Here is a 12,493-nt window from a genome sequence, read left to right as displayed (position 1 = left end):
ATTGGGATGAAAATTTATACACGTACAGGGGATAAGGGCCAAACAAGCGTAATCGGAGGTCGGCTTGACAAGGATGACATCCGTGTCGAGTCTTATGGTACGGTTGATGAAGTTAATAGCTATATCGGTCTAGCGGTGACAGAATTGGATCCAGCGATATTTAAGGATATACTGGCCGACCTAGAGAAAATCCAGCATGAGTTGTTTGACTGCGGCGGTGATTTGGCAACCGTTTCCGAGAAGGCCCCACAAAAGCTGACGGATGAGGCCATTACCTATTTGGAAGAACGGATAGATGCCTTCATACTTGAAGCGCCGGAATTGGAAAAGTTTATCCTGCCTGGCGGCTCAAAAGCGGCTGCAACCATTCATATTGCCCGAACCGTTACAAGAAGGGCAGAACGATTGGTCGTTTCATTGATCAAGTCGGGTGCGGCTGTTTCACCATTATCACTTCAATATTTAAATCGTTTGTCGGATTACTTCTTTGCTGTTGCACGTGTGATCAATTTCCGTGTTGGTGTGAAAGATGTGGAATATATCCGCAGCGCAAATGTGTTCCGTGGAGGGAAAAGAAAGGAAAAAGAGTAAACATGGACGTAAGAAAAATTAGTGCAACCGCTATATTCATTGCCTTATCGGCAGTAGGGGCAATGATTAAAATCCCTTCACCGATAGGGAGCATCGCTTTGGATAGTTTTCCGGCCCTTTTGGCTGCTGTCATACTTGGCCCGGTATCGGGGGCTATAGTAGCTGGGCTTGGTCATATCATTTCAGCGTTCATCGGCGGCATGCCGCTTGGGCCATTCCACTTTTTGATCATGGTCGAAATGGCAGTCCTGGTATGGATGTTTGGCATTTTATATATACACGGAAAAAAAGTAGGCGCATTTTTCCTCTTCTTTATCGGTAATGCCTTCGTTTTAGCCCTGCCTTTCGCATTTCTGATCAGCCCTGGTTTTTACACGTTATTGGTTCCGGGATTAACGGCAGCGACTGCGGTAAATGTAGTATTGGCTGCCCTTTTACTGCCACGCTTGGAGCCTGTTTTGAAAAAGATGCTTTTTAAAGATGGATTCGTAGAATGAGTGATTCGTTGATTTTGCCATTTTCAGAATCAGATTCATTGATTGTTTCTAGTGATAATAGCGGCGGTATCGGGCTGAAGGAAAAGGACCTTGTCCATGTCCCTTATGAGGTCGTTGGCTATTATTCCTTTCGGGTTGCCGTCATGGAGTGTTTGGGAGTTGGCGGAAGACCCGTATCCGTCGTTCTAAATAATTTCTGCGGTGATGAAGCCTGGGGGGACTTGACCAGGGGTGTCAAAAAGGGGCTGGGTGAATTGGGAATGGAGGACCTTCCGATTACTGGCAGCACAGAAAGTAATATGCCGCTTCTTCAATCAGCACTTGGTCTTATGGTGATTGGTAAGCGAGTGAACGAACGTGTTAAAAAGCAGCATCCTTCACGGAAAATCGCTTTGATCGGCAGGCCGCTCGTTGGAGAAGAAGTAATGGAACAGCAAGATTGGGTCGCGCCATTATCTTTATATAAAAGCCTATGTGAAATGGAAGACGTTCAGGCACTTCCGGTCGGCTCAAAAGGGATAGCATATGAATGGAAGCACCTGGATCAAAGTGGTGAAGGTGTTTCTGTGCATATAAGTGATAAAGTCGATATCGAAAAATCATCAGGACCATCCACCTGCTTCCTCATTGCCTATCCTGAACATATGGAGAAAGAAATCAAGCACATATCCGGTCCTCTTTTCATTGGAGAATGATGTTCTCATGACTGAATCAGGCGTCGAGTTTAGTTCTCAAATGAACGGGTTCGATGCTTTTTTCATTAAGATCTTACTTTTATTGATTGTTAGCCATAACAATGGTTTGCTCTTGATCGTTATCATAGCCAAGGCGAAATGGTCCGCACTTATTGCGTTACTTCTCGCTTCCATCATTTTAGGGATTATCGCAGGTATGGATATTCGGGATGTTGCAGATGCTGTTCAGATAGGGATAGGTAATACTCTTCGTTAGTTGGCACTCATTTTCGGTTTAGGTAACATGCTTGGAAAGATGATGGCAATGCCGGTCTTTTTATTGTTGATCGAGGCTTTTGGTGCTTTGTTTGCAGAAGATTCATATGAATTGCTTGGAATGCCTTCATTGGAAAGGCAATCATCGCCCCCATGATTTCTGTGGCATTAGGATGCGCTAGAGGTTTTAATAAAGAAGAACTAATCCAATTCATGTCCGCCTGCCTCGTCCCAACTGCGTCCATCATCTTGGTTATCGGGGCGTGCAGTGCATTTTAAATTGTATTGATCACGAGCGGGGTGGATGAAGCCGTTGCAGCTTATGATCCATGTCGCTAAAGATTTAGTTTGACAGGCGCACAAATGTTAAAGTCTTGTACGGTTATGGAAACGATTATATCAGTCGTTTCACTTATCCTAATCTTACTATTGAATTCAATTGTTTAAGAGAAAGGAGCATGTTGTAAATATGGGGCATTCAGGTTATATGATGGGGATAGATATTGGTACGACGAGTACGAAGGTTGTTCTTTTTTCAAAAGGGGGGGAGGTTGTCCAATCTTGTTCGAGGGGATATCCTCTACACAGTCCAACCCCTTCCGTGGCGGAACAAGATCCCGAAGAAATTTATAAAGCGGTCATCATTGCTATAGGCGAGGTTATGATTGCAAGCGGGATAGAAAAGCAAGAACTGGGCTTGATATCGTTCAGTTCGGCGATGCATAGCTTGATCGCCATGGGTAAAGACGGCAGACCGCTGACAAATAGCATTACATGGGCTGATAATCGAAGTGTTGCCTATGCGAAGAAACTGAAGGCTTCGGAACAGGGGATGCAATTGTATCACAGGACCGGAACACCCATTCACCCGATGTCCCCAATCACGAAAATAATGTGGTTAAAAAATGAGCATCCCGGGATTTTTAACGAAACGGACAAATTTATAGGAATTAAAGAATACATCATCTATAAATTTTTCAATGAGTATGTGATGGATTATTCACTCGCTTCTGCAACGGGCATGTTCAACATGAATGACCTGAAGTGGGATGAAGAGGCACTCACCATTGCTGGAATTGGGGCTGAAAAGCTGCCGATGCTTGTCCCTACAACGCATATCCTCTCAGGCATAAGTGAGGAATTAGCTGCAAAAATGAATATTCAGGCTGGTACCCCGTTTGTGATTGGCGCGAGTGATGGTGTGCTTGCCAACTTAGGGCAAAACGCAATCAAGCCAGGCGTTCTGGCAGTGACAATCGGAACGAGCGGTGCGGTAAGAACCGTCAGTGACCGACCGCTTACCGATCCGAAAGGCAGGACATTCTGCTATGCCCTTACTGAGAATCATTGGGTAATCGGCGGACCGGTCAACAATGGGGGAATCACCTTCCGATGGGCACGCGATCAATTGGGCCGTGTGGAAATCGAAAAAGCGAAGGCTTCGGGACAGGACTCCTATGAGATTCTGACGGATATGGCTTCCAATATTGCACCTGGTTCTGATGGGTTGATATTCCATCCGTATATGGCAGGGGAACGGGCACCATTATGGAGTGCCGATGCAAGGGGCTCCTTCTTCGGACTGGCGCTTCATCACACTCGTGACCATATGGTCCGGGCAGTGCTGGAGGGTGTGATGTATAACTTGTACAGTGTCCTTCTTGCTGTTAAGGAATTGACGGGTGCCCCCGAGAAGATCCATGCAAGCGGCGGATTTGTCCGCTCAAAGCTCTGGCGCCAAATCATGGCTGACATATTCAATCAAAACGTGACAATTCCTGAAAGCTTCGAGAGTTCAAGCTTAGGTGCAGCCGTTCTTGGATTATATGCTTTAGGCGAAATCCAAAGCCTTGATGAGGTTGAAGGTATGGTTGGTGAAACGAATGAACTTATCCCGATCGAAGAGAACGTTAAAGTATATGAAGAATTAATGTCGATTTATCTATCCGTGAGCAGGCAATTGGAAGGCGACTACAAGAGAATCGCTGATTTCCAAAGACGTCATTTAGAATGATCTTTAGGGAAAGCACAGATGCATCAGGCACTGTGCTTTTCTTTTTGCCTGATAATTAAAATGGTAAGATGGAAGAAAACGATAAGGGGAATTTTCAATGGGAGCCAGTAAAACGAATGCAATGCGAATTCTTGATAACAAACGTATAGAGTATGGCATGATGAGTTATGATGCCCGCGACGGAAAAATCGATGGGATCACTGTTGCGGACAAAATTGGAAAAGCGCCAGAAACCGTTTTTAAAACGCTTGTTACCCATAACGGACCGCAGCAGCTTTACGTATTTGTCATTCCTGTAGCCACCGAACTGGACTTGAAAAAAGCAGCGAAGGCCGCAGGTGCAAAAAAAATTGAAATGCTTGCGGTTAAAGATCTGCAAAAATACACAGGGTACATTCGGGGAGGCTGTTCCCCGATCGGAATGAAAAAGCAATACCCGACCTTTATTGACGAAAGTGCAGCAAACCTGCCTGAAATCATCGTAAGCGGAGGAAAGATCGGTACACAGATCGTGTTAAAACCGTCAGAATTCCTGGAGGTCACACAAGCGGAATCTGCTGCCCTAATAAAATAGACTGTTAACCTGTAGGCATTCACCTATTAGTTCATTTCTGCATACGCTGTCTTGAAGATCACATCTGTATTGTGAGGGAGAGTGTGAAAGTGACAGGAAAAGAGATGCATTATTTCGCAGGAGGCAATACGGCTAAAGGTTTTTATAGTTTATATGATTCCAATTTGGCAGGTCTGGAAAGATTGTTCATTTTAAAAGGCGGACCTGGTTCCGGTAAATCGACCATTATGAAAAAAATCGGCCAAGAATGGCTGGATAAAGACTATGACATCGAGTATTTACATTGTTCGTCCGATAATGATTCCATTGATGGAGTGATCATTCCCGCTTTGAAAATCGGACTCGTGGATGGGACCGCGCCGCATGTGATTGAGCCGAAGGCACCTGGGGCCATTGAGGAATATGTCAATCTAGGGGCTGCCTGGAATTCCCAGCAGCTGGCTTCTGAAAGAGCGGCCATCATTAGATTGACGAATGCGAGAAGCAAGAGTTTCGAGAAGGCATATGCCCTATTTGCTGAAGCATTGAAGATACATGATGAATGGGAAGACATTTATAAAGCAAATATTGATTTCGCTAAATTGAATGGGTTGACCAATAAATTGATAGAAGGCTTTTATAGAGATATAACCCTTAATAAGAAGTCAGATGTTCGTCACCGATTCTTAGGGGCAGCTACACCAAAAGGTGCAGTTGATTTCATCCCCAATATTACTGAGGGAATACAAAAACGATACTTTTTAAAGGGACGTCCAGGTTCCGGTAAATCAACGATGCTGAAGAAGATTGCAAAGGCTGCGGAGCAAAGGGGCTTTGATGTGGAAGTATATCATTGCGGATTCGATCCTCATAGCTTGGACATGGTAATCGTCCGGGAGGTAGGGATTGCCATTTTTGACAGCACATCACCGCATGAATATTTCCCGAGTTGTGAAGGTGATGAAATCATAGATATATATAAAACAGCTATCCTGCCTGGAACAGATGAAATTTATGCCGATCAGATAAAGGATGTTTCCACCAGGTACCGGACAAAAATGAATGAAGCGACAGCAAATCTGGCTAAGGCGAAAGAGCTGCATGACGAACTTGAAAAGATTTATGTAAAAGCAATGGACTTTACAGCCATCGATGACATTCAAAGAGACATCCAAGAACAGATCATTGAACGGGCACAAGATGTCGATAGCCAAACGATTCTGCATTAAGAAAACAAACTGCACCTATTTTAATTAGGTGCAGTTTATTTATATACATAAGACTATTTTTTAACGACGGAAGTCACACAAGAATAGATACGGGTTTGTTAAACGTGTTTATCCACGTCCTTTCGGTTAAAATAGGGATTATATTGAAAAAAGGAGCCGGTTGAATTGATAAAGACGATTGCGATTGATATGGACGGAACATTGTTAAACAAAATGCAAAAGGTCAGTGAGGAAAATAAACACGCTATCCAGAGGGCGCAAAGTGAGGGAGTGGAAGTGATCATTGCTACTGGAAGATCTTATGTGGAAGCAAGGTTCGCTTTAGATGAAGCAGGCATCGTATGCCCTGTCATTTGTGTAAATGGTGCTGCGCTCTTCACGGAGGATGGAAATATTGCCGCTTCCAATCCAATGTCAGCTGCCACTGCTAAAATGGTCGCTGGATTCCTCGAAGAACAAGGGATTTATTTCGAAATATATACGAGTCAGGGAATTTATTCTAAAGACTATGAAAACGCAATATCTGTTTTGGTTGATGTATTCGTTACAGCCAATCCGGACATTGACCCTGAGAATATGCGGAAATATGCGGAGGAGCGTTTACAGCTTGGACAGGTAACTTCCATTCCCGATTATTCCGAGTTATTCAGCCGTTCGAATGAGGAATATTATAAAATTCTCAGCTTCTCAAAGGATTTAAATTTATTAAATGAAATTGCTTCGAAATTGGAAGGACAGGGAGTTACAGTCACTTCATCGGGACGTGAAAATGTGGAAATCATGAGTGAAACGGCTCAAAAAGGTACGGCACTTGAAACATATGTGAATGGAAAATCCGGATCGATGCAGGAAACGATGGCTATTGGGGATAATTATAATGATGTATCCATGTTTGAACGGGTAGGTTTGTCTGTCGCAATGGGAAATGCCCCGCTCGAAATAAAAAAACTGTGTGATGAAGTAACAGGCAAGAATGATGAATCCGGTGTAGCGGAGGCCATTTTAAAGGTACTTAAACAGTCAGCCTATTAAACTCATGAATCGAAGGGAGAAAGACTTTTGAAAAAATTGCTCTTATTTTTCCTTATGGCTGCATTGATTTTAACTGGTTGTAACATGAATGATGATGACACTGAAACCGAGCCGAATCCTGAAAAGGAAGTGACGGGCACTTTAGGCGAAAATCCGGATGTGCTGGTAACGAACTTGCATGCCCCATGGTCGATTCAGAAGAATGGGGACACAATGTATGTTTCGGAGCGGACGGGAACTATCGTTGAATGGGACAAGGGTAAGATGACACGGCAAAAGGTCAACCTAAAAAAGACATTGTCGTCAAAAGCGGAAGCTGGGTTGCTTGGATTTTTATTAGCTCCCGATTTCTCTAAGAGAGGTAAAGCTTTCGCTTATTATACGTATGAAGAAGGCGGGAATCCCATCAATCGAATCGTCATTTTAGAAAAAAATGATGATGTGTGGCAGGAGATGGAAACCTTAATCGACGGAATACCAAGCGGGGACTTCCACCATGGCGGCAGGATCAAGATTGGTCCGGATGATAAGCTATATGCAACGACAGGTGATGCAAGAAGGGCTGAGATCGCACAGGACACAGATTCTTTAGGCGGGAAAATTCAGCGCATGAACCTGGATGGCACCATTCCGAACGATAATCCTTTCGCGAATTCATACGTCTATTCATACGGTCACCGCAATCCACAAGGCCTTGCTTGGGATGAAGCAGGACAGTTGTATGAAAGTGAGCATGGAGATTCGGCTCACGATGAATTAAATAAAATTGATCCGGGTAAGAACTATGGCTGGCCTGAGATACAGGGCGATGAGCAAAAAGCTGATATGGTAAAACCATTGATTCATTCCGGTGAAAATACATGGGCTCCTTCTGGCATGGCCTATTTTGACGGAAAGCTCTATTTTGCAGCCTTAAGGGGCGAAGCGCTTAAAAGTTATGATGTAAAAAGCGGAAAACTGACTAATATCATTACGGGCTCAGGAAGGATACGCGATGTATTCGTTGATGAAAAATCTCTTTATTTCATAAGCAACAATACGGACGGCCGAGGAAATCCTGATGAAAAGGATGATAAGCTTTATCGTTTGCCGCTATCTCAGTTAAATATGCCTTGATGTAATCAATCAGGAGAAAAGAAGCATATAAAAGGAAACCTCGCTAATAGCGGGGTTTCCTTTTTGGTTTATGTCCTATAAAATCACGAGTAAAAGCGCGAAACTCTTGAGTAAAAGCCCCAAATTCACGAGTATTTCCTCCAAACTCTCAAATAATAGCCCCAACCTCCTGAAAAGAGGTTTTTTCACAGTGTGTCTACGATTATTTTCGTTCCTCCGAAGGCTAGACATTTTTACTGAATAGGTGTATAGTTACCTAGGTAACTACTTTACAGGAGGAATACCTTTGTCCTTTCAAAATGGTTTTTTTCATCATAACTTACAATTTTCAAGGTCATTTACGAAAAAGTTAAATGAACAATTGGCCAAGGTTGATCTTTATCATTCCCAATGGTCGATTGTATATTATCTGAGTCAGTTCGGCTGTTCTACGCTTGTTGAAATAAGCACTTATTTAGATGTGGAGAAACCGACGGTAACCAGGACGGTAAACCGATTGGAAGAACTTGAGTTGATTGAACAAGTTCCTGGAAAAGATAAACGGGAACGGAGAATACAGTTAACGGAGTCAGGTTTAAGGACTTATCAAGAGGCCAAAAAGGTAGTTGAGGAATTTGAACTTCAATTATTGAGCGGTTTGGCTGAAGAAGACCGGGAGGCAACGTTACGAACGTTGATTTTCCTGAAGGAAAAATTAAAACAATAGTAAGGAAGAAGGATTGAAATGAATCAAAAACCGAAATTGTGGACGAAAGACTTTCTGATTGTTTCGTCTGCGAACTTTTTTCTATTTTTAACTTTTTATGTCTTGATGGTGACATTGACCATTTATACGATGGATAATTTTCATGCTTCGCAAGCACAAGCAGGGCTTGCTTCAAGTATCTTTGTTCTCGGTGCTGTGCTTGTCAGACCGATTGCAGGGAAAAAAATTGACAAGATCGGCCGCAGAAAGATGTTGCTTGGCTCGTTGGTGCTATTCCTGATTGCGTCCATTGGCTATTTCCTGGTGAATGGTTTATCCCTCTTATTGATCGATCGGCTTATTCACGGTTTTGCTTTTGGCCTTGCCACTACGGCAACTGGAACGATTGCTGCAGATATCATTCCGAATGAAAGACGCGGGGAAGGCACAGGTTACTTTGCCATGAGTACAAACTTGGCAATGGCTTTCGGTCCGTTTATTGGATTGCTGATAACACAGCATTTCAGTTATTCCATCATTTTCTATGCAGCCTCTTTATTTGCCGCGTTTTCTTTAGTTGCATCGTTATTCATGAATGTGCCTGAAGGGGAAAAGGTCGGAGCTTCACCACAAAAAGGATTTAAAATCAGTGATTACTTTGAAAAAAGGGCACTTCCCATTGCCGTTTTTATCGGATTTGCCGGATTTACCTATTCGAGCATCTTGTCCTATTTAACGTCTTTTGCAAAGGAAATGGATTTAATGGATGCGGCTAGCTTTTTCTTTGTCGTATTTGCTGTATTCCTTTTGGCGTCCCGTCCGTTTACAGGCCGGATGTTTGATGTGAAGGGGGAAAATGCAGTTATTTACCCATCGCTCTTGCTATTTGCCATCGGTATGGTCATCTTGAGCCAATCCCATCATGGTATCACGCTTCTGATTGCCGGCGCCTTTATCGGAGTGGGTTATGGTACTTTCCAATCTAGCAGTCAAGCGATTTCCATCAAGGAAGCCCCCTCAAATCGGATGGGATTAGCCACATCCACATTTTTTACAATGTATGACTTCGGTATTGGTGTGGGCCCGTTCCTATTGGGATTCCTTATTCCATATACAGGGTTCAAAGGGTTATTCATAGGAATGTCTATCTTTGCGTTCATACTTATTGGCATTTATTACTTGGCGCATGGAAAAAAAGCCTCGGCAAGAGTGAAAATGCAGCATGAGGAACGCTTGTCTGCTTAATTTTTTGAATATGATTGTATAAAATGAAGAATTTTGGGGATGCTTATATTATAATTGATTTTCCAAAGTATCCCCCTTTTCTCCGCCTGTATCCCACAGGCGTTTTTTTTATGCCATAAACAAAGAAAACCGCCATATTGGCGGTTTCTTTAAAACTTATAGGTCCATAATCTTTCTTTGCGGATCCAGTCTAGAAAATCGGCATCCTGATTTTCGAATTTTTCTTTCCAATCGATCACCATTGCCTGAGTTTGCGAACGGTGGGCAGTGAATGTGGCTACCTTTTTTTCTTCGACGGCAGAGATATCATGAATGATGTCAGGTTGCCCTAATTCGTCAATGCAGTTATTCGAGAAGGCGACACAATGAAGTTTAGGCCTCTCTTTCGCTTCCATTCTTTCAACGGCCCGCACCACAGCCCGTGCTGTCGCTTCATGGTCAGGATGGACACTGTATCCTGGGTAAAACGTAATGATCAATGAAGGATTCAATTCATTGATGGCATCGGTAAATAATGAAGTCAGCTTTTCATCATCTTCGAATTCAATTGTCTTATCACGCAATCCAAGCATGCGTAAATCTTGGATGCCAATCGCATTTGCTGCATCGATTAATTCCTTTTTACGAATTTTAGGGAGCGATTCCCTTGTTGCAAATGGAGGGTTTCCTAAATTACGTCCCATTTCTCCTAAAGTTAAGCATAAATAGGTGACAGGAGTGCCCGCTTCTCTATGAAGGGCAAGCGTTCCGGAGACCGAGAAGGCTTCATCATCGGGATGTGGGAATATAACTAATACATGGCGTTCTTTTTCCAAGGTATATTTCTCCTTCCGTTCTACTTACAGTGAGTATGGTTATCGGTAAATGGGAGTTTTCATCGGAATTATATGATATATTTCAAGCAAGTTGCCATCATTCAAAAGGAGTGGGACTGAGCTGCATGGAGACAGCAAGCTTTCCGGAAAAATCAAGGCCTGCCAATAGCAATCTTCCTTGTTCATCCATTTCGAAGTGGTTAACGCCTTCTGCATATACCCAGCCAATATTGAGCTTCAAGCCGATGCGGTAGGGTCCATCCCCAACTATCTTCCCATGTTCATACTGTATAAGAGCATTACGAATATAAGCGCCTGCCGAAAAGAAAGCTTCATCTACATGAGTGGCATAGGCACCATTTGTCGTTTCAAGGTGAAGATATACATCTTGTCCTGCGAAAGAATCAATGGCATTTTGCACCTCTGTACGGTCTATAGGTTTCATACTATAATTTCCTCCTTAACTGGGCGGCTAGATAAGCTTTTCCTTCTTTCTATTTTACTAAATAAAAACGAAAAAAGCGAAAAAGGCCGCTCGATGAATTTGAGCGGCCATTAAACTTGATGTTTTATTTTTGTGTTTTTTCAGCGATTCCATATTTATGGTATGCACCATGATTGACAGGTCCAACATAGTCATTCATCTTCCAAGAATGGCGAACGGCCTCGGTGATGAAGTCTTTAGCAATGAGGATAGCCTCACGCGGGCTTTTACCTTCAGCCAATTGAGCTGCAATGGCTGCTGAAGATGAACAGCCGGCACCATGTGTATTGGTCGTTTCGATTTTTTCTGATTCAAGGATTTCAAATTCAGTTCCGTCATATAAAAGGTCAATGGCTTTATCATGATCCAGCTTATTACCGCCTTTGATCAAGACATATTTTGCACCAAGTTCATGAATCTTTTTGGCTGCAGCCCTCATATCGTCAATCGTCTTGATAGGCGCAGTTCCCGCTAACTGAGCGGCCTCGAACAGGTTTGGCGTGACTACAGTTGCACGTGGAACAAGCAGTTCGCGCAGAGCTACAGCCGTTTCAGGGTGCAATACTTCATCTTCACCTTTACATACCATAACTGGATCGATTACGACCTTGTCCAGCTTCAACTCGTCTATTTTACGGGCAACAAGTTCAATGATTTCCACTGATCCAAGCATTCCCGTTTTCATGGCATCGATGCCGATTGATAGAATCGTTTCGATTTGGGCTTCTAAAACCTCGACCGGTGTAGGGAATACATTATGGGACCAGCCATTCTTTGGATCCATCGTCACGATTGTCGTTAAAGCGGACATACCGTAAACGCCGAATTCTTGGAATGTCTTTAAATCTGCTTGAAGACCCGCACCGCCGCTCGAATCCGATCCGGCAACTGTCATAGCTCTTTTCATAGTCATTATGTGACCTCCTCAGGAGAATTAGATTTCGATATTATCAGCATACCAGTTTATATGCTATTTTTAGAATATACCAAAATTTCTTTTATGTAAAACTTAGTTTTCACCTTAATATGAGTACCTTAAGAAAGGTAATGGAATGGCCACGCATGAGTCATTTTTTCAGACATGGAATTCAGAAAATAAAATGGGTGGGTGGCCTGCTTTTTAGCTTTTGATCCTACTTTCCATCTTTTGATATGCAAAGCAAAGTTTGTGAAGGTGTCATTATTTTCAAAGTTGATTTAAAATATTTAAATATAGTGGATACATTTAGTATAGCTTTACCGTTCGATGCTGGATTAAACCTAAAAAAGGGAGGGTGATTTC

16 protein-coding genes are annotated in these 12,493 nt (G+C 42.9%); 13 read left to right on the top strand and 3 right to left on the bottom strand.

The genetic code is table 11. The annotated features are described in order from the left end of the window. The first annotated feature begins 6 nt into the window (after positions 1-6). The 13 genes from ACYP5M_RS15225 to ACYP5M_RS15165 all read left to right on the top strand — a co-directional run bounded on the left by ACYP5M_RS15225 (position 7) and on the right by ACYP5M_RS15165 (position 9,912). Entirely contained in the window at positions 7-591 is a 585-nt protein-coding gene (locus ACYP5M_RS15225; RefSeq protein WP_101223890.1) for a cob(I)yrinic acid a,c-diamide adenosyltransferase, read from the top strand. A gap of 2 nt (positions 592-593) precedes the next feature. After that, positions 594-1,088, top strand: coding sequence for an ECF transporter S component (locus ACYP5M_RS15220; protein ID WP_101223889.1), 495 nt, complete (start codon positions 594-596; stop codon positions 1,086-1,088). Further along, a complete protein-coding gene (locus ACYP5M_RS15215) occupies positions 1,085-1,783 on the top strand; it encodes an ATP-binding protein (RefSeq protein WP_459735207.1) in 699 nt (232 codons plus the stop codon). The genes ACYP5M_RS15220 and ACYP5M_RS15215 overlap by 4 nt, the downstream gene beginning before the upstream one ends. 7 nt (positions 1,784-1,790) lie before the next feature. Beyond that, positions 1,791-2,039, top strand: coding sequence for a GntT/GntP/DsdX family permease (locus tag ACYP5M_RS15210; protein WP_459735206.1), 249 nt, complete (start codon positions 1,791-1,793; stop codon positions 2,037-2,039). Positions 2,040-2,066: 27 nt separating this feature from the next. After that, positions 2,067-2,195 carry a hypothetical protein gene (locus ACYP5M_RS15205; protein WP_434168174.1) on the top strand — a complete coding sequence of 43 codons (129 nt, stop codon included), beginning with the start codon at positions 2,067-2,069 and terminating at the stop codon, positions 2,193-2,195. Further along, entirely contained in the window at positions 2,192-2,317 is a 126-nt protein-coding gene (locus tag ACYP5M_RS15200; protein WP_459735205.1) for a hypothetical protein, read from the top strand. The genes ACYP5M_RS15205 and ACYP5M_RS15200 overlap by 4 nt, the downstream gene beginning before the upstream one ends. Before the next feature lie 190 nt (positions 2,318-2,507). Next, a complete protein-coding gene (gene gntK / locus ACYP5M_RS15195) occupies positions 2,508-4,052 on the top strand; it encodes a gluconokinase (protein ID WP_230176087.1) in 1,545 nt (514 codons plus the stop codon). Positions 4,053-4,149: 97 nt separating this feature from the next. Continuing rightward, positions 4,150-4,626 (top strand): Cys-tRNA(Pro) deacylase, encoded by a 477-nt coding sequence (gene ybaK, locus ACYP5M_RS15190; RefSeq protein WP_101223884.1) that lies wholly within the window; start codon positions 4,150-4,152, stop codon positions 4,624-4,626. An 89-nt stretch (positions 4,627-4,715) separates the two neighbouring features. Beyond that, entirely contained in the window at positions 4,716-5,834 is a 1,119-nt protein-coding gene (locus tag ACYP5M_RS15185; RefSeq protein ID WP_101223883.1) for a PRK06851 family protein, read from the top strand. 165 nt (positions 5,835-5,999) lie between these two features. Then, a complete protein-coding gene (locus ACYP5M_RS15180; protein ID WP_459735204.1) occupies positions 6,000-6,866 on the top strand; it encodes a Cof-type HAD-IIB family hydrolase in 867 nt (288 codons plus the stop codon). Positions 6,867-6,893: 27 nt separating this feature from the next. Further along, positions 6,894-7,982, top strand: coding sequence for a PQQ-dependent sugar dehydrogenase (locus ACYP5M_RS15175; protein WP_459735203.1), 1,089 nt, complete (start codon positions 6,894-6,896; stop codon positions 7,980-7,982). A gap of 286 nt (positions 7,983-8,268) precedes the next feature. Further along, a complete protein-coding gene (locus tag ACYP5M_RS15170; protein ID WP_252279258.1) occupies positions 8,269-8,688 on the top strand; it encodes a MarR family winged helix-turn-helix transcriptional regulator in 420 nt (139 codons plus the stop codon). An 18-nt stretch (positions 8,689-8,706) separates the two neighbouring features. Then, positions 8,707-9,912 carry an MFS transporter gene (locus tag ACYP5M_RS15165; protein WP_101223881.1) on the top strand — a complete coding sequence of 402 codons (1,206 nt, stop codon included), beginning with the start codon at positions 8,707-8,709 and terminating at the stop codon, positions 9,910-9,912. 149 nt (positions 9,913-10,061) lie between these two features. Here ACYP5M_RS15165 and bshB2 read toward each other — a convergent pair whose 3' ends face one another. The 3 genes from bshB2 to pdxK form a co-directional block, all read right to left on the bottom strand. Further along, positions 10,062-10,727: a bacillithiol biosynthesis deacetylase BshB2 gene (gene bshB2 / locus ACYP5M_RS15160; protein WP_101223880.1), complete on the bottom strand. Its 666-nt coding sequence runs from the start codon at positions 10,725-10,727 to the stop codon at positions 10,062-10,064. A gap of 97 nt (positions 10,728-10,824) precedes the next feature. Then, a complete protein-coding gene (locus ACYP5M_RS15155) occupies positions 10,825-11,172 on the bottom strand; it encodes a YojF family protein (protein ID WP_096339115.1) in 348 nt (115 codons plus the stop codon). Between the two features lie 124 nt (positions 11,173-11,296). Then, positions 11,297-12,124 carry a pyridoxine/pyridoxal/pyridoxamine kinase gene (pdxK, locus tag ACYP5M_RS15150; RefSeq protein ID WP_230176092.1) on the bottom strand — a complete coding sequence of 276 codons (828 nt, stop codon included), beginning with the start codon at positions 12,122-12,124 and terminating at the stop codon, positions 11,297-11,299. Positions 12,125-12,493: the final 369 nt, after the last annotated feature.

This window comes from Peribacillus sp. N1 (genome assembly GCF_054600815.1).
Note: the sequence above shows the minus strand (reverse complement) of the source record. Positions and strands in the feature narration are given on the sequence as shown.